Source organism: Yersinia sp. 2541 StPb PI (assembly GCF_052217145.1).
Classification (GTDB): Bacteria; Pseudomonadota; Gammaproteobacteria; order Enterobacterales; family Enterobacteriaceae; genus Yersinia; species Yersinia enterocolitica_E.
Window position 1 is genome coordinate 563,894 of sequence record NZ_JAZGQB010000001.1, and the last position, 22,544, is coordinate 586,437.

Genomic DNA, 22,544 nt, shown 5'->3' on the forward strand with positions numbered 1-22,544 from the left:
GTAGTTTTTATACTGCGGTCTAGAGCTGATAAATCAGATGGCTGTTTTATGCACAAAATTAAGGTTTTTTACGCACATAGCAGGTAATTACGTGCGGATGCAGGCTTGAGAATCGGTGGTTTGGGACCAAAAAGAAAAACCCCGGCACGCCGGGGTTTTTGTGTGTTTGCTGCTGTCGCTAACGATTAATCGTCCAGGAAGCTGCGCAATACTTCAGAGCGGCTTGGATGACGCAATTTACGCAATGCCTTGGCTTCAATCTGACGAATACGTTCACGGGTTACGTCGAACTGTTTGCCCACTTCTTCCAGGGTGTGGTCAGTGTTCATATCGATACCGAAACGCATACGCAGAACTTTCGCTTCACGAGCGGTCAGGCCAGCTAACACATCGTGGGTGGCAGAGCGCAGGCTCTCTGATGTTGCAGAGTCCAGCGGCAGTTCCAGAGTGGTATCTTCAATGAAATCGCCCAGATGTGAATCTTCATCATCACCGATCGGGGTTTCCATTGAGATTGGCTCTTTGGCAATCTTCAGCACTTTACGGATCTTGTCTTCCGGCATCAGCATGCGTTCAGCCAGTTCTTCCGGTGTTGGCTCACGGCCCATCTCTTGCAGCATCTGGCGTGAGATACGGTTGAGTTTATTAATGGTCTCAATCATATGTACCGGAATACGGATGGTACGCGCCTGATCCGCGATAGAGCGGGTAATGGCCTGACGAATCCACCACGTGGCGTAAGTTGAGAACTTATAACCACGGCGGTATTCGAACTTATCTACTGCTTTCATCAGACCGATATTGCCTTCCTGAATTAAATCAAGGAATTGCAGACCACGGTTGGTGTATTTTTTCGCAATAGAGATAACCAAACGCAGGTTAGCCTCAACCATTTCTTTCTTGGCACGACGCGCTTTCGCTTCACCGATAGACATACGGCGGTTGATGTCTTTCACTTGCTCAATTGTCAGACCGGTTTCTTCTTCGATCTGGCGCAGTTTCTGCAAGCTACGTTGAACATCGTCCGAGACATCTTTCAGTTTTTCAGACCAGGGTTTACCCATCGCAATTGCTGCGGCAAACCAGGTATCACTGGTTTCATTGCTGGCAAACAGAGTAACGAAGTTTTTCTTCGGCATTTTGCACTGCTCAACACACAGTTTCATGATGATACGTTCTTGAGTACGAACGCGATCCATCATGGTACGCATGTTGTTGACCAGATAGTCGAATTGCTTCGGTACCAGGCGGAACTGTTTGAACACTTCAGACAACTTCAGAATTTCAGCAGCAGCATTGGCGTGGCTACGACCATTTTTCTTGATTTCCATGCGTGCGTTTTCGTACTGCTCGCGCAAATCGCTGAATTTCTGGCGTGCCAGCTCTGGATCGATGCTGTTGTCGTCTTCTTCTTCGTCTTCGTCTTCATCTTCGTCGTCGTCATCATCCATCTCTGCGGTGGATAATTCAGAACCAACGTGAGTCGCCGTCGGCGCAATATCTTCTTCGGCGTTTGGATCAACAAAGCCGTTGATCAGGTCAGATAAACGGGCTTCACCCGCTTCAACGCGATCATATTGTTCTAACAGATAAGTAATCGCTTCAGGGTATTCAGCAACTGAACACTGAACCTGATTGATACCGTCTTCAATACGTTTGGCGATATCAATCTCGCCTTCACGTGTTAATAGCTCAACGGTACCCATTTCGCGCATGTACATACGCACCGGGTCGGTAGTACGCCCGATTTCGGATTCAACACTGGATAACACCTGCGCAGCAGCTTCTGCCGCGTCATCGTCGGTATCAGTGGTGTTCTCGGCCAGCATCAAATCATCGGCATCAGGTGCTTCTTCCAGCACTTGGATGCCCATGTCATTAATCATCTGGATGATGTCTTCGATCTGATCGGAATCGACGATATCTTCCGGCAGATGGTCATTGACCTCAGCATAGGTCAGATAGCCTTGCTCCTTACCACGGGTGACAAGTAGCTTCAGCTGTGACTGCGGGTTTTGCTCCATAAGACGGTATCCACACTTCAGAGTATTTGGGTTGGTGTCGGTCGGCGAAACCGCCAACAATAGCATTTGGGGCCTTTTTTTGTCGCCGCTGCCCGCTATGGCGGCATATTGTGGGGAGTCGCCCCCACATTTATCGGCAATTAAGCCGTTGGGTGTTTCATTTTTTTCTGGCTAATGCCAGATTCAAAGACCAAAGCTCTTTACGTTCTTCGGCGTTTAATCCATGTGTCCGGTCACGCGCTATCAGGGTTTCCTGACGTTGCTCCAAGATGGAGTCATACAGGCTCGTTAGCGTGTCGACAAAAGTCGGTTCGACCATGTCCTCAACAATCATGTGGTTCCATGTTGCGAGAGTTTCAAGCTGTTGGCTGAATTTATTATCCCGATACAGTTCCAATAACTGCCCGGTTGTCAGCCCTGGCTGAGCCAGACAAGTCTCAACCAACTCAATAAATAACGGTAAACCGGCTAACTTGGCTTGCTCGACGCCCTGTAGTGAGGGAATAAGTGTAGCTAGTTGTGGGTTTTGTACCAGTAGCCCTATAAGTATACGCATGGTTGTGCGTTTTAGCTGGGGCGGTTGGTAGGTATTCGTGTTTTCAGCCTGTTTTGGCATCAGCTTATCGAGCTGGCTATCATCGAGCAGGCCCAACTTATTACCGAGCTGCTGGCGCAGATAAAGACGTAATGTCTCACCGGGTACCTGACTGATTAAAGGTAGTGCCAGAGTGCTTAACTTGGCGCGCCCGTCGGGGCTGCTCAAATCCACCTGTGGCATCAACGTTTCAAACAAAAAGGTTGAGAGTGGCTGTGCCCCTTCCATCCGCTGTTCAAATGCGTCTTTCCCTTCTTTACGTACCAGAGTGTCTGGGTCTTCGCCATCGGGCAAAAACATAAAGCGTAGCTGACGGCCATCATTTAGATAGGGCAACGCCGTTTCTAATGCTCGCCATGCCGCATCTCTGCCCGCCCGATCACCGTCGTAACAACAAATTACGTTATCGGTGGCACGGAATAATAATTGAATATGCTCCGCAGTGGTCGCGGTCCCCAACGAGGCAACGGCATAGTCAATACCAAATTGCGCGAGTGCTACCACATCCATATAACCTTCCACCACGAGTAAACGCGTTGGATTGGGATGATTCACTTGCGCTTCATACAAGCCGTAAAGCTGGCGGCCCTTATGAAAAATTTCTGTTTCTGGGGAGTTTAGATACTTTGGCACTCCGTCACCCAGAATTCGCCCGCCAAAAGCGATAACCCGCCCACGTTTATCGCGGATAGGGAACATGACGCGCTCACGAAAACGATCGTAAGTCCGCCCTGTATCATTAGTCACCAGCATTCCTGCATCGTTCAGCGCAGTACGGCTCTCACCATCACGGCCAAAACGTTTTAAGGCATTGTCCCAACCTGGGGGGGCAAAACCAATAGCAAAATGTTGGATGATTTCTTCACTCAAACCGCGATGCTTAAGATATTCGCGTGCCTGATTGGCATTCGAGCCGTTGAGTGACTGTTGATAGAATCCGCTAAGGCTTTCCATCAGTTGATAGAGACTTTGTCGTTGATGACGTTCGATCTGGGTGGTGCCGGTTCCTGCCTCGTAAGGCACTTCCAGCCCATGCATGGTGGCTAATTCCTCAATACTTTCGACAAATTCGAGTCTGTCGTAATTCATCAGGAAATCAACAGCGTTACCATGTGCGCCACAGCCGAAACAGTGATAAAACTGTTTTTCGCCGTTAACAGTGAATGAGGGTGTTTTCTCATGATGGAACGGACAGCACGCATGGTAATTTTTGCCTTGCTTCTTCAGCTTTACCCGTGCGTCGATAAGATCAACGATGTCGGTGCGCGCTAGCAAGTCATTGATAAATACGCGTGGAATTCGTCCAGCCATAAGCCCCTATTCGGTCAGTCCATAAACGAGAACAAGCCGCGCATTCCTTTCGGAAAGCACGGCCTTCGTATGCAACTACTCGATCTGCGCGTTCTTAGAACATAAAAAACTACGCGGTGGGGTTACCCCCGAAGAATTAATACAGACGAGTGCGGCGTGCGTTTTCGCGAGCCAATTTCTTCGCGTGACGTTTTACAGCAGAAGCTTTAGCGCGTTTACGTTCGGTAGTCGGTTTTTCATAGAACTCACGACGACGAACTTCAGCTAAAACACCCGCTTTTTCACAAGAGCGTTTGAAACGACGAAGAGCTACGTCGAATGGCTCGTTTTCACGTACTTTAATTACCGGCATGTGCCTCTCACCTCAATAGAAATCGGTTTGCTGCTGGCCAATCGCCAGCCTTCTCAAAATGGTGCGGAATTTTACTTCAATGGATGCTGCTTTGTAAAGCACCACAGCAAATTGAAACAGGCACGCCCCTGTGATGTCGCCCTCGTTCTTTACAAGAAAGTTGGTGCCGAGAGTGCGACGGCCGCTGATTATATACTAAACAAGGCTGTTGATCGAATTAATCAACACTCTTTTCAAATATGACCACTATCAACAACATTTAGGTGCTCAAAGCGTGAAAATGCCGTCTTTACCGTCAGAGATCATGACTGGCGGCGCTGTTATGCTAAACTATCGGCCGCACGTGAATGATGGGAAATGTAATGCGAGTTTTGGGTATAGAAACGTCCTGCGATGAAACCGGTATTGCAGTATATGACGATAAAGCCGGTCTGTTAGCTAACCAACTGTACAGTCAGGTTAAATTGCATGCTGATTATGGCGGTGTAGTGCCTGAGCTGGCTTCCCGTGATCATGTGCGCAAGACTGTACCGCTGATTCAGGCAGCATTGAAAGAAGCCAATCTGAGCGCTAAAGACATCGATGGTGTGGCGTATACCGCAGGCCCGGGTTTGGTTGGCGCATTGCTGGTCGGGGCGACAGTCGGCCGCGCATTGGCATTTGCGTGGGGGGTTCCGGCGGTGCCGGTCCACCATATGGAAGGCCACCTACTGGCACCGATGTTGGAAGAGAACGCACCAGAGTTCCCGTTTGTCGCTCTGCTGGTCTCTGGTGGTCACACTCAGCTAATCAGCGTGACCGGTATTGGTGAGTATCTGCTATTAGGGGAATCTGTCGATGATGCGGCAGGTGAAGCCTTTGATAAAACTGCAAAATTATTAGGCCTGGACTATCCTGGGGGGCCGATGCTGTCGCGTATGGCACAACAGGGTACGGCGGGTCGTTTTACTTTCCCGCGGCCAATGACCGATCGCCCTGGACTGGATTTCAGTTTTTCTGGTTTGAAAACGTTCGCCGCAAATACTATCCGTGCTAACGGTACCGATGATCAGACCCGTGCTGATATTGCCCGTGCATTTGAAGATGCAGTGGTTGATACGTTGGCGATTAAATCCAAACGAGCGCTGGATAAGACCGGCTTCAAACGTTTGGTCATTGCCGGTGGTGTCAGTGCAAACCGCACTTTACGTTCAAAATTGGCGGAGATGATGCAAAAACGGGGCGGTGAAGTATTCTATGCTCGGCCAGAGTTTTGTACTGATAATGGTGCAATGATCGCCTATGCTGGGTTGATCAGGCTGAAAAGTGGTGTGAGCAGTGAGTTGAGTGTTTCGGTTAGGCCGCGCTGGCCGTTAGCCGAGTTGCCGAAAGTCTGAGTGGGGCTGTGGCGGTGTTGCCGCGTCATCTCGTGATGCTCACATACTGATGTATGCTCCGCTCTCTCAATTCCTTGCGCCTTGCCTCGCTCCCGCTCAGCCATTCTAAGATTGGTGCCGAAAGTCTGAGCGAGGCTGCGGCGCTGTTGCCGCAGTCATTCAAAATGCTCATGGATGAGAGTCCACGCCGTTTTTTCATTCCTTGCGCCTTGCCTCGCTCCCGTTCAGTCATTCTCGTTTTGAGGAGAATCAATCTTCTTTCTCTTCCAAATCTGCGGCTTCTTCGGCCGGGGTTTTCTGCTTTTTCTTTCTGAGTTTATCCCAGATTTTACTTTCCTTGCCGCGCCATAAACGTTGAATGTTATCGTGGTGGCGCATCAAAATCAGGCAAGAGAGCATGGCGACTGGGAAGGTGAATTGAGGTTTAAACCACCAGACGTAGAAGGGCGCAATTAGCGCACTGATAATTGCGCCTAAAGATGAATACCCACTCAATAACACCGTCAACAACCAAGTACCGGTCATCAGACCGGTTAGATCCCAGCCGATAGGGGCGATGGCGCCAAAAGCAGTAGCAACGCCCTTGCCACCTTTAAAATGGAAAAAGACCGGATAGATGTGACCAAGACAAGCAGCGATAGCGGTCAAGCCAAGATACAGCGGGGAAACGTGCAGCAGGTAAGCAATCCAAACGGGTAACATGCCTTTCAGCACATCGAAAATCAGCACTGTTGCTGCGGCTGCTCGGCCACCGATACGCAGCACGTTGGTCGCACCGGGATTACCGGAGCCATGTTCACGCGGATCTGGTAGCTTAGCAACCCGACACACCAGGATTGCACTGGAAATAGAGCCACACAAATACGCGAAGATAATCATGCCAAGCGCGATAGCACTCATAACACCGCCCTGTTGAATAATGATCGTTTTAATCGCAACATCAGTGGATAATACGCATATTCCGCTGGAAGTGGTATCCGGCAGGCGCAAAAACAGAGAATGACGTGATGGACATCGTATTTATTGAAGAACTTAGTGTCATAACCACCATCGGTGTTTATGACTGGGAGCAGACCATCCAGCAGAAGCTGGTGTTCGATATCGAAATGGGTTGGGATAATCGTAAAGCTGCTGCCAGCGATGATGTGAATGATTGCTTGAGCTATGCAGATATCAGTGATGCGGTGATACAACATGTAGAGTCACAGCGTTTTGCCTTGGTTGAGCGGGTGGCAGAAGAGATAGCCGAGCTGCTATTAGTCCGTTTCCAATCGCCGTGGGTGCGGATTAAAGTCAGTAAACCAGGGGCGGTGGCACAAGCCCGTAATGTCGGAGTGCTCATTGAACGTGGTCAACGACCTAACTGATTTTTTGTGTGTTGTGATGACATAAAAGTGCAACCCTGAATAGATAATGTAGTCTGATTGGTTGGTGTGATAATTATCGAGTTTGAACGGCATTGTTTTTTTAGCATATGGTTTTGTTAATCCTATGCTTTGTAACATTGCCGTTTTTTGTGTTTTCTATTACATGGCATTGGGTATCGTAGATGACGGATATGTATTCGCTGTTTGTGGCTGTTGTTTTAGGTGTGGTAGAGGGATTGACTGAGTTTTTACCCGTGTCATCCACTGGGCATATGATTATCGTCGGTGAGCTATTGGGCTTTACCGGCGACAAGGCAAAAACCTTTGAAGTTATCATTCAGTTAGGGTCGATTCTGGCGGTTGTCGTGGTGTTCTGGCGGCGGTTATTTGGCCTGATTGGTATCCATTTCGGCGCGGTACCTCATGAGGGGAAAACCAGCGGTCACCTGACTTTGGGCCATATTTTACTGGCAATGATCCCCGCCGTGGGGCTGGGGTTGGTATTCCATGACCTCATCAAATCGCTGTTTGATCCGAGAAATGTCATGTATGCCTTGGTTGCGGGTGGGGTGCTTTTGCTAGTCGCAGAATGGTTCAAACCTAAAAATCCTAAATCTGTTGGTTTGGATGATATTACTTACCGTCAGGCTTTCGCGATTGGCTGCTTCCAGTGTCTGGCGTTGTGGCCGGGGTTCTCCCGTTCTGGTGCCACCATTTCCGGCGGTATGTTGGTCGGTGTTAACCGTTATGCCGCGTCTGAGTTCTCCTTCATTCTCGCAGTGCCGATGATGATCGGGGCCAGTGGACTGGATCTTTATAAGAGCCTGCACTTCCTGACGCTGGGTGATTTACCGATGTTTGCCGTCGGATTTATCACGGCATTTATCGTGGCTCTGATTGCTATCAAAACCTTCCTTTCACTGATTAAACGTATCTCTTTTGTACCTTTCGCCATCTATCGCTTTGTGGTCGCGGCAGCCGTGTATTGGGTGTTTATGTAACATACCCGTTATACTTCAAGCTGCATGTGCGTTGGCTACGTTCATCACCCGAATCACTTACTCATGTAAGCTCATCGGGTTCTCTCGCTTGCCGCCTTCCTGCAACTCGAATTATTTAGGGTATAAAAAGTGCAGCGAAATATAAAAAAAAGCCCTGATTAATCAGGGTTTTTTCGTTATGAATGGCTTTATTCTGACGCAATTACTTGAGTTTGTTTCCATTGGACTAATGCTTGTTGGCGGCGACGTTTAAGTTCGTCGCGAATGGCCAATCCTTGTAACCCGCTGGCGACTACTTCCTGCACTGATACGCTGCTGGCAATATGGAATGCGGCGCGCAAATAATCGCCCTGCGGATAAGGATTTTCTTCAAATCCGGTACGGCCTCGGGCATCAGCCTCACTGGTCATAATCATCTGCTCAAGACGTTCCGGTTTGCGCCACACATCAATGGCATCAAACAGTTTGAGTAGAGTTTCGGGGCGAAGCTTATTCACTGTATGGATAAGGTCATGGTATTCCGCCACCAGTTTCGCCAAGTCACGTATCGGATTAGGTACCCGTAAGCGCTGACATAACTGCTCAACCAATTTAACTCCAGCTGGGCCGTGGCCGTGATGGTGTGGCCAGAATTCTTTTGGTGTCAGACCTTTACCCAAATCATGGCAGAGAGCGGCAAAGCGGACATCAACCTCAGGGCTAAGTTGAGCCGCAATGGCTAATGTCATCAGCGTATGGATACCGGTATCAATTTCTGGATGCCACTTTTCGGGAGCTGGTACGCCAAATAAACGTTCAATTTCTGGAAATAGCACCGCCAGCGCACCGCAATCACGTAACACTTGAAAATAGATCTGCGGGCTTTGTGTTTTCAGCGCTTTCTCGGTCTCTTTCCATACTCGCTCTGGCGTCAGAGCCGATAGCTCGCCACTTTGTGCCATTGCTGCCATCAATGATTGAGTCTCAGCGGCGACGCTAAAACCTAAATGGGCAAAACGGGCAGCGAAACGGGCAACCCGCAGCACACGTAGTGGATCTTCGCCAAAGGCGTCGGAGACATGACGCAGTACTCTGTTTTCCAAATCTTGTTGGCCGTGGTAGGGGTCAATCAATTCCCCCTCGGCGCTACGGGCAATGGCATTGATGGTCAAATCGCGACGCAACAAATCCTCTTCCAGCGTGACATCTGGCGCGGCATAGCAGGTAAAACCGGTGTAACCTGCGCCGGATTTACGCTCGGTACGAGCTAGTGCGTATTCTTCATGGCTGACAGGGTGCAGAAACACGGGGAAGTCTTTACCAACCTGCTGATAGCCCTGTGTGAGTAACTGTTCCGGGGTGGATCCCACCACGACCCAATCCTGTTCGGTGACCGGCAGATTTAATAAGCTGTCGCGTACCGCGCCGCCGACCAGATAGATTTTCATATAAATCCTTCGTTCTTGACGTTGCAGCGTTGTTAGCTGCTCACTTGAATCACACTTTACCGCCTGGCGACAAAGGCTTGTTTCAGTATAGTTGGGGATGAGAATAGATTAAACAACCAGGCCACCCTGGCGGGCAGCCAAACGCGTCGATTTTACAGTCTTATTAAACGGCTATCAGTTCATCCAGCGATTGTTCTTTTTACGGCTTGGGATCAGATGTGGCAGTACCAGACCAAGGAGCAGGCCGATACCGGCAACACCGCCGCCGTACATAAACCATTGCAGGATAATGGTACGCTGTTTGTCATCTAATTGCAGATTCACAGCGCTGACTTTCTTCTGAGCAACCACTAACTGATTCTTTAGTGACTCGTTTTCTTTTTGCAGCTCGGAAATTACGCTGTCGCTGGCCGCGACCTTCTGTTGCATTTCAGCAGTGCGCTGATTCCAGCTATTATCAATATTAGCCAGCTTATCTGTCAGGATTTTGACTTGTTGTTCAAGGTCCGGTACCCGAATACGCAGACTTGGCGTTTCACTCAATTGATTCAGCGCGATCCAGGTGGTTTTCCCTTTACTGTCGCGGATTTGACCGTAATTTGTGCTGTCATCAACACTTATCAGGACGACTTCATCTCCGCCTTTTAACGTGCCAACAATACGGTATTGGTTACCGGGACCGCTATGAACGTAGGTATCCAGCTCATCAGAGATGTAGCGTTTTTCTTCAGCGTGCGCGCCCCAGGAGATACTGAGACTTAGCATCGCGAGGCAAATTAGGCGTATTTTCAGCATTAGAGAGTCATTTATGAGTGAATTTATGGAACGATAGTAGTGTGTTCAGTTTGCCGACGCAACGCATAAACCGGAATGAGAACTATCTTACTCTCATAGCCAGCGCGGCTTTAGCCACTTTGTTGTTCATTTTAACCACGCTGAAAATTTGTCTTATGAAGCCTTATGGCAGACCTGTTAAAATAGAGGCTGACTCGGGGTAGCCACGCGGTTTTTTTGTGTAAAATAGCGAAGTCTGTGTAAAACAGGCAAACCGCCGCGAAAGAGGCATAATGCCCGTAAACTCGCAACATACCGGTGTGAATGAAATTATGACCGTTGAAATAGAATTAAAATTTATTGCTACTCCTGCGGCCATTGCCGCTTTGCCCGAGCGGCTTACATCCTGGCAAAGCCAGCATTCTGCGCCGCAGACGCTGACCAATATCTATTTTGAAACTGCCGATAAGCGGCTGCGCCAACATGATATTGGCTTACGTATCCGTGGTTATGATGGCCGTTACGAAATGACGGTTAAGACCGGCGGTAAAGTGGTCGGTGGTTTACATCAACGCCCTGAATACAATGTTGATATTGATAGTGACCAATTGGATTTGGCGCGTTTCCCTGCCGATATCTGGCCGAACGGTTGGGTGATTGAGACATTACAAGCAGAACTACAGCCGCTATTCCGTACGGATTTTACTCGAGAGAAGTGGGTAATTACTTACGGCGAGAGCGAGATAGAGCTTGCTGTTGATCAAGGCACTATCAGTGCCGGTGAGCTGTCGGAACCCTTGCACGAAATTGAGCTGGAACTGAAAAAAGGCAATCAGGCAGATTTGCTGGCATTGGCCGCAGAACTGGCACAAATTGGCGGTTTACGGCAGGGCAATCTGAGTAAAGCAGCCCGTGGCTATCATTTAGCACAAGGCAATCCACCTCGTGAATTGCGCCCGTTACTGGTGTTGCAGCCAGCGGCCAAATCCACCGTTGAGCAAGGTATGGTCGCAGGGCTGGAGATGGCCCTGGACCATTGGCAATACCATGAAGAGCTGTGGTTACGTGGCGAACCGGCCGCTAAAGCTATGATCATTGAAGCATTGGCAATGGTGCGTCAGTCATTAGCTATTTTTGGTGGTTTGGTCCCGCGCAAAGCCAGTACTGAATTGCGTGCCGGGCTGCTGGCGCTTGAACCGCAGTTAGAACCGAAGAATGTCGATGCTGAGCAGCTTTGCTATAGCACTGATTACCTAAAATGTAAGTTAGCGCTCACATCTTGGCTGGTTACCTCTGGCTGGCGGCCATTTATGGATGCCAAAGCACAGACCAAGTTTGAAGGGTCATTCAAACGCTTCTGCGACATCATGTTGAGCCGCAGCGCTGCTGATCTGAAAGACGCTTTTGGCCAGCATCTGGATGACGATGGTTATTTGGCGCAACTCCCTCGCTTGAACCGGCAGATCATGTCTTTCCAATTGCTCTCAGGCTTCTATCCGCAGAGTGAATGGTTGCCGTATATCGATGGCTGGTTTGGTTTACAGCAGGAGATTATGCACCGTCAGGGTCACTGGCGTGATACCGCCCGTAAGGAAGCGCTTGCGCAGGCAGCCTTTTGGTTGAACGGTGCTGCTAGTTAATAGATAGCAGCTTGAGGAATGCTTTATGTTGCCACTCTCTTCGGATTTACAGATTCAGGCGCAGAATATACGACAGCGCTTTTATGAGTTACCGGCTCCGCCAGATTTACACGAGGAAGATATCTCTGTGCTGGCGTTGAGTGATTTTGTCAGTGATATGTTACTGATTCACCCTGAGTGGCTGGAGGAGTTGCATCAGCAACCCCCGCAACCGCAGGAGTGGCAATTTTATCCACAATGGTTAAATCTGGCGTTGGCCGAGGTACATGACGAAGCGGCATTATTAACCGCATTGCGGCTGTTTCGCCGCCGGATGATGGTACGCATCGCCTGGTCACAAACACAGCAAACCAGTGTGACTACTGAGACCTTGCAACAACTGAGCGGGTTGGCTGAAAGCCTGATTTTGGCGGCGCGCGATTGGCTGTACCAGGCTTGTTGCCGTGAGTTCGGTACCCCCTCTAATGCCGAGGGGGTACCGCAGCCGCTGCTGATTTTGGGCATGGGCAAGTTAGGCGGCGGTGAACTGAATTTCTCCTCTGATATCGATCTGATTTTTGCCTACCCAGAAAACGGCCAGACCCAGGGTGGGCGTCGCCAGTTGGATAATGCCCAGTTCTTTACCCGCTTGGGGCAACGGCTGATTAAAGCGTTGGATCAGCAAACCATTGATGGTTTTGTCTATCGGGTGGATATGCGTCTACGCCCGTTTGGTGATAGTGGCCCGCTGGTACTGAGTTTTGCCGCGCTGGAGGATTATTACCAAGAGCAAGGGCGCGACTGGGAACGCTATGCGATGGTTAAGGCACGTTTGATGGGCGGGGCTGAAGACCACTACAGTAAAGAGCTGCGCCAGATGCTGCGGCCCTTCGTCTTCCGCCGTTATATCGATTTCAGCGTGATCCAATCGCTACGTAACATGAAAGGGATGATTGCCCGTGAGGTCCGGCGGCGTGGCCTGAAAGACAACATTAAGCTGGGGGCCGGCGGTATTCGTGAAATCGAATTTATCACGCAGGTATTTCAGCTTATTCGTGGCGGCCGTGAACCGCGCCTGCAAGAGCGGGCTTTACTGCCGACGTTGCAGGCAGTCGCCGAGCTGGGTTTATTGCCACCACAACAAGTGAACGACCTCAGCAGCAGTTATCTGTTTTTGCGCCGTTTGGAAAATCTGCTGCAAGCTATTGCTGATGAGCAAACCCAAACGTTACCCGGTGATGCACTGAATCAGGCCCGATTGGCTTGGGGCATGGGGTATACCGACTGGATAGAAATGAGTGCTGCACTGGAACACCATATGCAGGCGGTACGGTTGGTATTTGACGACCTGATTGGCGATGATACTCCCGATATCGGTGAAGATCCTCGTCATGGTTTGTATAAAAGCTTATGGCAGGATGTGCTGGAAGAGAGTGATTTAGCCCCTTTGACGCCACATTTAGACGAACCAGCCCGCCGGCAGTTGTTGACGACGATTAATGATTTCCGCCATGACGTTGATAAACGCACCATTGGTCCTCGGGGCCGTGAGGTGCTGGATCAACTGATGCCGCGCTTGTTCTCCGAGGTTTGCTCGCGCCCGGACGCCAATGTCGCCCTCAGCCGCTTGATTCAGTTGCTGCTCAGTATCCTTACCCGCACCACTTATCTCGAATTACTGGTGGAATATCATGCGGCACTAAAACATGTTATTCGCCTGTGTTCTGCCTCGCCGATGGTGGCCAGTCAATTGGCCCGCTACCCGCTGTTATTGGATGAGTTGCTTGATCCGCAATCGTTCTATCAACCACTGGAACCCGGTGCTTATCGCGATGAATTGCGCCAATACTTATTGCGGGTGCCGGAGGATGACGAAGAGCAGCAACTCGAGGCGTTGCGTCAATTTAAGCAAGCCCAGCAATTGCGTATTGCTGCTGGTGATATCACCGAGGCACTGCCGGTAATGAAAGTGAGCGATCACTTAACTTATCTGGCAGAGGCCATGATTGATGCGGTTATTCAGCAAGCCTGGGGGCAGATGGTGGCTCGCTATGGCCAGCCGAGCCATCTACAGCAGCGAGAAGGCCGTGGTTTCGCCGTGATTGGTTATGGCAAGTTGGGGGGCTGGGAGCTAGGTTACAGCTCAGATTTGGATCTGGTGTTCTTGCTCGATTGCCCGCTGGATGTGATGACTGATGGCGAGCGTAGCATCGACGGCCGTCAGTTCTACCTGCGTTTGGCTCAGCGGGTGATGCATTTGTTCAGCACCCGCACCTCGTCAGGCATTTTATATGAAGTGGATGCTCGCCTACGGCCATCAGGTGAGGCGGGCATGCTGGTCAGCACCGTTGAAGCTTTCGCCGATTACCAACAGCATGAGGCTTGGACTTGGGAGCATCAGGCACTGGTTCGCGCCCGCATCGTTTATGGTGATCCTCAATTGCATCAACAGTTTGATACCATCCGCCAGCAAATTCTGTGCCGCCACCGAGAAGACCCACAATTGCAGCAGGAAGTGCGCGAAATGCGAGAGAAAATGCGCAACCATCTGGGCAGCAAACAGCGTGGTATCTTTGATATTAAGGCTGATGAGGGGGGGATTACCGATATTGAGTTTATCGCGCAATATCTGGTGTTGCGCTATGCGGCCAGCGAGCCACGGTTGACCCGCTGGTCAGATAATGTACGCATTTTTGAGTTGATGGCTAATTACGACATCATGGCACCGCAAGAGGCAGCAGCACTGACCCGTGCTTATGTCACCATGCGTGATGAGATTCATCACCTGGCATTGCAGGAGCTATCCAGTAAGGTTTCTGCTGACAGTTTTATCACCGAAAGAGAGCAAGTTGCTGCCAGTTGGCGAAAATGGCTGGTGACGTCAGATATTGTTGCCAGCGAATAAGATAAAGTGCAGCAGTGCCCGTTATGACTGGGTACGTCGGTTATTAATAGTATGCAAGGTGTCTGTGATATTATCCGGCACCACATATATTCGTCATACTTCAAGCTGCATGTGTGTTGGCCGCGCTCAATCGCCCGAATCACTTACTGGTCTTGACCTTAAGAAATAAGTAAGCTCGTCGGGATTCACTCGCTTGCCGCCTTCCTGCAACTCGAATTATTTAGAGTATAACAAACACAAAATTGGAGCGAAGAGATGTGTGTTTTCGGGGTTAATAACAGCTCACTTTGGGGGGCTAACGTATGAAAGTCACGCTGCCTGATTTTCGCCGCGCCGGTGTATTAGTCGTTGGTGATGTCATGTTAGACCGCTATTGGTATGGGCCAACCAGCCGGATCTCACCAGAAGCACCGGTGCCAGTTGTTAAAGTTGATACCATCGAAGAGCGCCCCGGTGGTGCTGCAAACGTGGCGATGAACATCGCATCCCTTGGCGCTATCTCTCGTTTAGTTGGGTTGACCGGCATCGACGATGCTGCGCGGGCGCTGACCAACAAGCTGAATGAAGTACAGGTGCGCTGCGACTTTGTTTCGGTGCCTACCCATCCAACGATTACCAAATTGCGGGTACTTTCCCGTAATCAGCAGTTGATCCGTCTGGATTTTGAAGAAGGTTTTGACGGTGTTGATCCGCAACCTATCTTTGATCGCATCCAGCAGGCGCTGCCACAGATTGGCGCACTGGTGTTATCCGATTATGCCAAAGGTGCATTGAACAGTGTGCAGCCGATGATCCAACTGGCACGTAATGCGAAAGTTCCAGTACTTATCGATCCTAAAGGCAGCGATTTTGAGCGTTATCGCGGCGCAACACTGTTAACCCCTAACTTATCTGAATTTGAAGCCGTCGTCGGTCACTGTAAAAATGAAGAAGAACTGGTCAGCCGTGGCATGAAGCTGGTGGCTGACTTTGAGCTTTCAGCTCTGTTGGTGACTCGCTCCGAACAAGGGATGACACTGCTACAACCGGGGAAACCCCCATTACATCTACCCACTCAGGCGCAGGAAGTGTTCGATGTGACCGGTGCGGGTGATACGGTGATTGGGGTATTGGCTGCGGCACTGGCTGCGGGTAATACGCTTGAAGAGTCATGCTTCCTGGCTAATGCTGCCGCCGGTGTCGTTGTTGGTAAGTTAGGTACCTCAACGGTTTCACCGATTGAGCTGGAAAATGCCATCCGTGGTCGTGCGGAAACCGGTTTTGGGGTGATGGATGAGCAACAACTGAAAAAAGCCGTTGCGCAGGCCCGTCAGCGTGGTGAAAAAGTGGTCATGACCAATGGCATTTTTGACATTCTCCATGCGGGTCATGTCTCTTATTTGGCTAACGCCCGTAAGCTGGGTGACCGCCTGATTGTGGCAGTGAACAGCGATGCCTCTACCAAACGCTTGAAAGGCGAAAAACGGCCAGTTAACCCACTTGATCAGCGCATGATTGTATTAGGTGCGCTGGAAGCTGTGGATTGGGTGGTGCCGTTTGAGGAAGATACGCCGCAGCGCTTAATTGCCGATATTTTGCCGGATTTGCTGGTAAAAGGTGGTGATTATAAGCCGGATGAGATCGCGGGCAGTGCCGAGGTTTGGGCCGCAGGCGGTGAGGTTAAAGTACTGAATTTTGAAGATGGAGTTTCCACCACCAATATTATTCAGTCAATCAAGAATGGCCGAGGCTAGTAGGTGGGTGGACTAAAACAGGAGTTGAGTCTGGCACAGGGAGTCGGGTTGCTGTCCACTTCACTGCTGGGAACGGGCGTTTTTGCCGTTCCTGCATTGGCGGCGATGCTGGCCGGAGACGACAGTCTATGGGCCTGGCCGATATTAATTATACTGGTTTTCCCGATTGCTATCGCGTTTGCTGCCCTAGGCCGCCATTTCCCTAGTGCCGCAGGGGCGGCCCACTTTGTGACAATGGCCTTTGGCCCGAAGTTGGGGAATGTCACTGGTTGGCTATTCTTGTCTGTTATTCCTGTTGGTTTACCCGCCGCCTTGCAAATTGCTGCCGGTTTCTGGCAGGCAACATTCGGCTGGAGCGATACTGGGTTGCTGATGGTGCAACTGGTCACTTTGCTGGTTATTTGGTTGCTTGGCACGCGCAGTGCAGGTTCCAGCGCCAATGTGCAAACATTGATAGCATTATTGGTCATTGCGCTGGTGGTGGCTATTTGGTGGCAGGGTGAGATTCATCCATCACAGATACCTTGGCCAAAGCTACAAGATATTTCTCCGCCGAATATGTTCAACGCGTTGGCCGTAATGTTCTGGTGTTTTGTCGGATTAGAAGCCTTTGCACATTTGGCGACAGAATTCCGCCATCCCGAACGTGATTTCCCACGCGCACTGATCGTTGGCTTACTCGTTGCTGGTGCGGTGTATTGGGGCTGTACCGTGGCGGTGTTGCATTTCCATGCTTATGGCGAACAACAGGCGGCTGCGGCGTCGTTGCCGGGCATTGTAGTGCAACTTTTTGGTCAGCATGCACTGTGGATAGCGTGCATTATTGGCTATCTGGCCTGTTTTGCCAGCGTCAATATCTATACCCAGAGTTTTGCCCGCATGGTGTGGTCGCAGGCGCAGGTTCGGCCTGAAAGCAAACTTGCGCAGCTTTCTGCCGGGCAAACGCCGGTTAACGCACTTACTGCCGTGGTGGGGAGTTGCCTGGTATTTGCGTTACTGATTTATTGGCTATCGCTGCCACTGGACCTGCTGATTGTTTATGCCAATGGCATTTTTGTGCTGATTTATTTGCTATGTATGCTGGCGGGGATTCGCTTATTGAGCGGGCGCTCGCGGGTGATGTCGGTGATTGGCAGTATTCTGTGTTGTGTATTGCTGGTGATGATAGGTTGGAAAAGCTTATACGCTTTACTGATGTTTTTCCTATTGTGGGTGCTGCTTTCCAGAATGCGGCCAGCGGCGATATCCTCGTAAACTCAGGGCGCGATATCGAACTGCGCCCTGATTATCACTACTGACATGCGACCAAGCGTTACTCGCCGGTTTTGTCATCACCGCTGTTATCATCAATAACGGCTGGGACGTTGTTGAATTTGGCTTCCAGCTCTGTCACGCGTTGTTCCAGTAACGCCAGTTTTTCTCTGGTGCGTAGTAACACTTGAGTTTGTACGTCGAACTCTTCACGATTAACCAAATCCAGTCGTGTTAATTGCGATTGCAGCACCAGACGAATTTTCTTTTCGACGTCTTCCCCGAATTCGCGAATTCCTTTCGGCATAGACTCATGCACCTGGCGGGCGATTTGTTCAATTTTTTTCGGGTCAATCATGATATTTCCCTAATGAGATGTGGATTACTGCTTATTAGTGTAATGCCTCACGTTGATTGTATAAACCTCCAAACATCTACATTTTGGTAATTGCCCAGACGAATCAATAGCGCTATAGTCATAGGGCTTATTCTCAGGGCGGGGTGCAAGTCCCCACCGGCGGTAAATTGTGGTGCGGCATATCTGTGTCGTGGTGCAAAAGCCCGCGAGCGCTCACGTTGTTTCTCTTGTTAAAGAGGGCAAGGTAGAGGTCAGCAGACCCGGTGTGATTCCGGGGCCGACGGTTATAGTCCGGATGGGAGAGAGTAACGGTATCTGCCGGGCTTATAGCTCGCTTGCGTTATTTCGGCTATTTCTATTTGTATATGAAGCAATGTTATATATGAAAGAGTGGCCTTTTACTCCTCAAGACCGCCCTGATTCTGGTAATCCATAATTTTAATGAGGTTTCTTACCATGAATCAGACCCTTCTATCAGATTTTGGCACGCCTGTTGAGCGTGTAGAACGTGCTGTCGACGCGCTGCGTAACGGCCGTGGCGTTATGGTGTTAGACGACGAAAGTCGAGAAAACGAAGGTGATATCGTCTTTGCAGCTGAAGCAATGACTGTTGAACAAATGGCACTGACCATCCGCCACGGTAGTGGCATTGTGTGTCTGTGTATCACTGACGAACGCCGCCAGCAGCTTGATTTGCCGATGATGGTGACCAATAACTCCAGCCAGTTCCAGACGGCATTTACCGTGACAATTGAAGCGGCTAAAGGTGTTACGACCGGCGTTTCTGCGGCTGACCGTTTGACGACTATTCGTGCGGCCATTGCTGACAACGCTAAACCTGCTGATCTTAACCGCCCGGGCCATGTATTCCCGCTGCGTGGTCAGGTAGGCGGCGTATTATCGCGTCGTGGTCATACCGAAGCCTCTATCGATTTGGCAACACTGGCGGGCTACAAGCCAGCAGGTGTGTTGTGTGAACTGACTAATGACGATGGCAGCATGGCCCATGCGCCAGAGGTTATTGAGTTCGCTAAATTGCATGATATGCCGGTAGTGACAATTGATGACCTGGCTGATTACCTCCAGTCTCAGGCAAGAAAAGCCAGCTAATAGAGTGGCGATATCAATGGATATTGCCTGCTGATGGTGTTGGTTTAAACACCGGGTTGCCTCTATTTTCCTGAATAGAGTGCGGCCCGGTTATTTCCTATCATGTCTTGACCCCTAAGTTAACCCTTCTCTGACTTTCCCCATTCAATTTTATTGAATATCTTCATCACTGTTATCTGGCTGTGCAATGAAAAAAAAGCGCGTAATGTATTTCTTATGATTTCAAGCGCCATTTTCTCTCTTAACAGTAAGGATTTCTTATGAACAGCTCTCGTATGCCTGCACTGTTTCTCGGCCACGGTAGCCCGATGAACGTGCTGGAAGAAAACAGTCACACTCAGGCATGGCGTACGTTGGGTGAGACTTTACCGCGTCCTAAGGCGATTCTGGCCGTCTCCGCCCACTGGTATACCCGTGGTACCGCAGTGACGGCAATGGAGCAACCTCGGACTATCCATGATTTTGGTGGATTCCCTCAGGCGTTATTTGATACCGAATATCCAGCGCCGGGTTCACCGGATCTGGCAGCACAAGTTCAGCAATTATTGGCACCTATCGTTGTGCGGGCTGATACCAGTGAATGGGGATTGGACCACGGTAGCTGGGGGGTATTGATTAAAATGTACCCTGAGGCTGATATTCCGGTGGTGCAATTGAGTATTGATGGTACGCAACCGGCGGCTTATCACTATGAGTTAGGTCGCAAGCTGGCAGTGCTGCGGGAGCAGGGCGTGATGATTGTCGCCAGCGGAAACGTCGTGCATAACTTGCGTATGGTTAGATGGCAGGGTGATAGCAGTCCTTATCCTTGGGCTGAATCTTTCAATCAATTTGTGCGAGACAACCTTAACTATCAAGGTGATAACCATCCTTTAGTGAACTTTATGCAACATGAAGGGGCTGCGCTATCTAATCCGTCACCAGAGCATTATCTACCACTTTTGTATGTGTTGGGGAGCTGGGACGGCGTCGAGCCGATTTCGATTCCCACTGATGGGATTGAGATGGGATCGCTCAGTATGTTGTCGGTAAGAATTGGATAGTTCGACGTTATAAAAAGAAAGGTTTGAACTGATAAAGTCAGCGAGCCAGGGGGTGACCACTCCTACGGGCGTTCAGGCGGTTTACACACTTGTATTTGAAACTAAAAGTAGCCCCAACGGAGTGTTTCCCCTTCATTTGACCTTGTCAGCAGTCTGAGGGAAAGCGAGTGCTTTCCCTTAAATTATGCGCAGCCTTAGCCCAAAATAATATGCGGGTAAAAACGCGACAGATCTTGGGTAATCAGTTCTCTGTCTTCACGCAAACCAATGCCACAGGGTTGATCATTCACCAGCCAGCTACCTATCAGGGTATAGCTGTCGCCGAACTTAGGCAGCGGATGGAATTGCTGCACAATCATGCCTTCTTCCCCGTATGGCCCGTCAACTCGGGCAACTTCTTTACCGTTTTCCACTATCTGGATATTGGCACCTTCCCGTGAGAACAGCGGCTTGGTGACATAATGGTCCATCTTCGGATGGTCATCTTCGGCAAAGTAAGCAGGCAACAGGTTAGGGTGATTTGGGAACATCTCCCACAGCAGCGGCAATAAGGCTTTATTAGAGATTATGCTCTTCCACGCAGGTTCCAGCCAGCGCACGCCAGCATCTTCCAACTTGGTTGAGAACATTTCACGGAACATAAACTCCCACGGATAGAGTTTGAACAAATTACTGATAACCTGATTATCCAGGTCAGTAAATTGCCCTTTCTCCCCTAAGCCGATCTCTTCCATAAACATGAATTCAGTTGGCAGACCTGCTTCCAGTGCGCAATCTTGCAAATATTGCACCGTGCCACGATCTTCTTCACTGTCCTGACAGCAGGCCAGATGCAGTAAGCTAAAACCATGGTTATCACGCAGGTCGACAAAGCGCTCAATCAACTTCTCTTGCATGCTGTTGTATTGATCAGAATCCTGACTCAAATTGCCTGCGTTGATCTGATCTTCCAACCATAACCATTGGAAAAAGGCGGCTTCATACAATGACGTTGGGGTGTCCGCATTGTTTTCCAGCAGTTTTGCTGGATTGATGCCGTCATAGGCCAGATCAAGGCGAGAATAGAGCGATGGCTGATGAGTTTTCCATGAGCTGCGAACAAAATCCCAGCAGTGTTTTGGAATGCGGAATTTTGCCATCAGTTGATCGCTATTCACCACTTTCTCAACCACTTGCAGACACATCTGATGCAATTCTGCGGTAGTTTCTTCCAGCTCTTCAATCTGTGCCAGTGTGAATTCGTAATACGCATCCTCACACCAGTACGGCTCGCCATACATGGTGTGGAAACGGAAACCGAATTCAGTGGCTTTCTCGCGCCAGTCTGGGCGTTCGCTAATCGCTAAACGTTTCATTAATCAGACCTTAACCACCCATGCTGCGTGTGCTGGTTTTAGATGATGTCGCGGCACTACGTTGCATAGAAGACTGCTTAGCCACGGACTCACCAAAGCCACCACGAGTGATAGTGTTGGTTACCGCAGGCTTGGGTGCCATGGCGGTTCTTGGCACGTTCATGGTGCGGCCAGTGGTGGCTGAACCAAAGTTTTTACCTGTCGCATCAACAAACTTGCCATTCGCTGGGCTATTTGGCGCTTTCGATGTGAATAGTGGCTGGCTTGCACCACCGCCCATCATCCGGCCCATCATATAACCGGCCATTAATGGCATCCACATACTGCCACTTTGTTGTGGTGCGGCCGCCGTGGTTTCGCCAGAAGATGATGAAGATGTTGGTACCATGCCAGCTTGAGCAGGAGCCTGAGTACACTGAGATTCACCAAACTCTGCCACACAGTCTTCGCGGGTCGCATATTTTGGTGCAGTTTTAGCCGCTTCTTGTAATGCCGTGTTGTAAGCGGTGGTACATTCCGCGCTCTTGGACGGATTCGCCTGAGAGCAATCATCAGCATTTTGATACAAAGAGACGGTTTCATCGGTTTTTTCACAGCCAGCCAGCATAAATACAGCACTGACAGCTAAAGCTACGGGCGCAAGACGGTAATTGCGCCAGGATTTACGGAAAGTCTCTTGATTGATGTTTTGAGTCCGTTTCATCATTATTTATCTCATTTCAGGGCTTTTGTGCCCTTTCCCAGTAAGTACGCTCTAGAATAGGGGAAAGATGTACGAAATTAAAGCGTGGGGGCTTGCCAGCGGCAGACTTTACAAAGCTATACGAAATGCTGCGAGTAGCTTCGCTTTTTTCATTGGCAAAAAGTGCTTGGCAGCGAAGACGTAGGGCATAGAAACCGGGCACAGCCTGATGCTGCACCCGGAGAGTCCGAGTCCGTAAAA

The 22,544-nt window shown here is 50.0% G+C and carries 18 protein-coding genes and 1 riboswitch; of the genes, 9 read left to right on the top strand and 9 right to left on the bottom strand.

All coding sequences use genetic code 11. The annotated features are described in order from the left end of the window. Nucleotides 1-185: 185 nt before the first annotated feature. From rpoD to rpsU, 3 genes are all read right to left on the bottom strand, one after another. Nucleotides 186-2,024, bottom strand: a complete 1,839-nt coding sequence (rpoD, locus tag V1953_RS02480) for an RNA polymerase sigma factor RpoD (RefSeq protein WP_005190373.1) — start codon at nt 2,022-2,024, stop codon at nt 186-188. A 157-nt stretch (nt 2,025-2,181) separates the two neighbouring features. Next, the gene (dnaG, locus tag V1953_RS02485; protein WP_083162362.1) at nt 2,182-3,930 is read right to left on the bottom strand and encodes a DNA primase; all 1,749 of its coding nucleotides are present in this window, start codon (nt 3,928-3,930) and stop codon (nt 2,182-2,184) included. A gap of 136 nt (nt 3,931-4,066) precedes the next feature. Next, nucleotides 4,067-4,282 carry a 30S ribosomal protein S21 gene (gene rpsU / locus V1953_RS02490; protein ID WP_001144069.1) on the bottom strand — a complete coding sequence of 72 codons (216 nt, stop codon included), beginning with the start codon at nt 4,280-4,282 and terminating at the stop codon, nt 4,067-4,069. A gap of 362 nt (nt 4,283-4,644) precedes the next feature. On the opposite strand from rpsU, the gene tsaD reads away from it, so the two are divergent. Next, complete coding sequence (tsaD, locus tag V1953_RS02495) at nt 4,645-5,658, top strand: tRNA (adenosine(37)-N6)-threonylcarbamoyltransferase complex transferase subunit TsaD (RefSeq protein ID WP_083162364.1); 1,014 nt, start codon at nt 4,645-4,647, stop codon at nt 5,656-5,658. Between the two features lie 249 nt (nt 5,659-5,907). Here tsaD and plsY read toward each other — a convergent pair whose 3' ends face one another. Continuing rightward, a complete protein-coding gene (gene plsY, locus V1953_RS02500; protein ID WP_442850606.1) occupies nt 5,908-6,558 on the bottom strand; it encodes a glycerol-3-phosphate 1-O-acyltransferase PlsY in 651 nt (216 codons plus the stop codon). Nucleotides 6,559-6,665: 107 nt separating this feature from the next. Here plsY and folB point away from each other — a divergent pair, with 107 nt between their 5' ends. Then, nucleotides 6,666-7,025: a bifunctional dihydroneopterin aldolase/7,8-dihydroneopterin epimerase gene (gene folB / locus V1953_RS02505; protein WP_050086684.1), complete on the top strand. Its 360-nt coding sequence runs from the start codon at nt 6,666-6,668 to the stop codon at nt 7,023-7,025. 182 nt (nt 7,026-7,207) lie between these two features. Then, nucleotides 7,208-8,026 (top strand): undecaprenyl-diphosphate phosphatase, encoded by an 819-nt coding sequence (bacA, locus tag V1953_RS02510; protein WP_083162366.1) that lies wholly within the window; start codon nt 7,208-7,210, stop codon nt 8,024-8,026. A gap of 188 nt (nt 8,027-8,214) precedes the next feature. Here the strand turns inward: bacA and V1953_RS02515 are convergent, their stop codons facing one another. Beyond that, the gene (locus V1953_RS02515) at nt 8,215-9,453 is read right to left on the bottom strand and encodes a multifunctional CCA addition/repair protein (protein ID WP_083162368.1); all 1,239 of its coding nucleotides are present in this window, start codon (nt 9,451-9,453) and stop codon (nt 8,215-8,217) included. A 174-nt stretch (nt 9,454-9,627) separates the two neighbouring features. Then, nucleotides 9,628-10,248, bottom strand: a complete 621-nt coding sequence (locus tag V1953_RS02520) for a TIGR04211 family SH3 domain-containing protein (protein WP_442850607.1) — start codon at nt 10,246-10,248, stop codon at nt 9,628-9,630. Nucleotides 10,249-10,559: 311 nt separating this feature from the next. On the opposite strand from V1953_RS02520, the gene V1953_RS02525 reads away from it, so the two are divergent. From V1953_RS02525 to yjeH, 4 genes are all read left to right on the top strand, one after another. Next, on the top strand, nt 10,560-11,867 hold the full coding sequence (locus V1953_RS02525; protein WP_372560695.1) for a CYTH domain-containing protein: 1,308 nt from the start codon (nt 10,560-10,562) through the stop codon (nt 11,865-11,867). A gap of 25 nt (nt 11,868-11,892) precedes the next feature. Continuing rightward, complete coding sequence (gene glnE, locus V1953_RS02530) at nt 11,893-14,751, top strand: bifunctional [glutamate--ammonia ligase]-adenylyl-L-tyrosine phosphorylase/[glutamate--ammonia-ligase] adenylyltransferase (protein WP_442850608.1); 2,859 nt, start codon at nt 11,893-11,895, stop codon at nt 14,749-14,751. A 302-nt stretch (nt 14,752-15,053) separates the two neighbouring features. After that, a complete protein-coding gene (gene hldE, locus V1953_RS02535; protein ID WP_050086680.1) occupies nt 15,054-16,484 on the top strand; it encodes a bifunctional D-glycero-beta-D-manno-heptose-7-phosphate kinase/D-glycero-beta-D-manno-heptose 1-phosphate adenylyltransferase HldE in 1,431 nt (476 codons plus the stop codon). Between the two features lie 3 nt (nt 16,485-16,487). Beyond that, nucleotides 16,488-17,738 carry an L-methionine/branched-chain amino acid transporter gene (yjeH, locus tag V1953_RS02540; RefSeq protein WP_083162374.1) on the top strand — a complete coding sequence of 417 codons (1,251 nt, stop codon included), beginning with the start codon at nt 16,488-16,490 and terminating at the stop codon, nt 17,736-17,738. Between the two features lie 58 nt (nt 17,739-17,796). Here yjeH and ubiK read toward each other — a convergent pair whose 3' ends face one another. Continuing rightward, nucleotides 17,797-18,093, bottom strand: a complete 297-nt coding sequence (gene ubiK, locus V1953_RS02545; RefSeq protein WP_083162376.1) for a ubiquinone biosynthesis accessory factor UbiK — start codon at nt 18,091-18,093, stop codon at nt 17,797-17,799. A gap of 125 nt (nt 18,094-18,218) precedes the next feature. After that, nucleotides 18,219-18,404, top strand: a riboswitch (FMN riboswitch). 145 nt (nt 18,405-18,549) lie between these two features. Here ubiK and ribB point away from each other — a divergent pair. Continuing rightward, nucleotides 18,550-19,203: a 3,4-dihydroxy-2-butanone-4-phosphate synthase gene (gene ribB, locus V1953_RS02550; RefSeq protein WP_083162378.1), complete on the top strand. Its 654-nt coding sequence runs from the start codon at nt 18,550-18,552 to the stop codon at nt 19,201-19,203. 260 nt (nt 19,204-19,463) lie between these two features. Beyond that, entirely contained in the window at nt 19,464-20,246 is a 783-nt protein-coding gene (gene ygiD / locus V1953_RS02555; protein WP_083162379.1) for a 4,5-DOPA dioxygenase extradiol, read from the top strand. Nucleotides 20,247-20,440: 194 nt separating this feature from the next. Here the strand turns inward: ygiD and V1953_RS02560 are convergent, their stop codons facing one another. Continuing rightward, on the bottom strand, nt 20,441-21,601 hold the full coding sequence (locus V1953_RS02560) for a glutathionylspermidine synthase family protein (protein ID WP_083162380.1): 1,161 nt from the start codon (nt 21,599-21,601) through the stop codon (nt 20,441-20,443). A gap of 10 nt (nt 21,602-21,611) precedes the next feature. Then, entirely contained in the window at nt 21,612-22,304 is a 693-nt protein-coding gene (locus V1953_RS02565) for a DUF1190 family protein (protein ID WP_083164047.1), read from the bottom strand. Between the last annotated feature and the right edge of the window lie 240 nt (nt 22,305-22,544).

Bases quoted from the DNA above. Each gene is read 5' to 3' on its own strand.
- ribB (WP_083162378.1), top strand. From the start codon at position 18,550: ATGAATCAGACCCTTCTATCAGATTTTGGCACGCCTGTTGAGCGTGTA.
- ubiK (WP_083162376.1), bottom strand. From the start codon at position 18,093: ATGATTGACCCGAAAAAAATTGAACAAATCGCCCGCCAGGTGCATGAG.
- V1953_RS02560 (WP_083162380.1), bottom strand. From the start codon at position 21,601: ATGAAACGTTTAGCGATTAGCGAACGCCCAGACTGGCGCGAGAAAGCC.
- rpsU (WP_001144069.1), bottom strand. From the start codon at position 4,282: ATGCCGGTAATTAAAGTACGTGAAAACGAGCCATTCGACGTAGCTCTT.
- hldE (WP_050086680.1), top strand. From the start codon at position 15,054: ATGAAAGTCACGCTGCCTGATTTTCGCCGCGCCGGTGTATTAGTCGTT.
- ygiD (WP_083162379.1), top strand. From the start codon at position 19,464: ATGAACAGCTCTCGTATGCCTGCACTGTTTCTCGGCCACGGTAGCCCG.
- V1953_RS02520 (WP_442850607.1), bottom strand. From the start codon at position 10,248: ATGCTGAAAATACGCCTAATTTGCCTCGCGATGCTAAGTCTCAGTATC.
- plsY (WP_442850606.1), bottom strand. From the start codon at position 6,558: ATGAGTGCTATCGCGCTTGGCATGATTATCTTCGCGTATTTGTGTGGC.
- V1953_RS02565 (WP_083164047.1), bottom strand. From the start codon at position 22,304: ATGAAACGGACTCAAAACATCAATCAAGAGACTTTCCGTAAATCCTGG.
- glnE (WP_442850608.1), top strand. From the start codon at position 11,893: ATGTTGCCACTCTCTTCGGATTTACAGATTCAGGCGCAGAATATACGA.
- rpoD (WP_005190373.1), bottom strand. From the start codon at position 2,024: ATGGAGCAAAACCCGCAGTCACAGCTGAAGCTACTTGTCACCCGTGGT.
- tsaD (WP_083162364.1), top strand. From the start codon at position 4,645: ATGCGAGTTTTGGGTATAGAAACGTCCTGCGATGAAACCGGTATTGCA.
- folB (WP_050086684.1), top strand. From the start codon at position 6,666: ATGGACATCGTATTTATTGAAGAACTTAGTGTCATAACCACCATCGGT.
- V1953_RS02525 (WP_372560695.1), top strand. From the start codon at position 10,560: ATGACCGTTGAAATAGAATTAAAATTTATTGCTACTCCTGCGGCCATT.
- dnaG (WP_083162362.1), bottom strand. From the start codon at position 3,930: ATGGCTGGACGAATTCCACGCGTATTTATCAATGACTTGCTAGCGCGC.
- bacA (WP_083162366.1), top strand. From the start codon at position 7,208: ATGACGGATATGTATTCGCTGTTTGTGGCTGTTGTTTTAGGTGTGGTA.
- V1953_RS02515 (WP_083162368.1), bottom strand. From the start codon at position 9,453: ATGAAAATCTATCTGGTCGGCGGCGCGGTACGCGACAGCTTATTAAAT.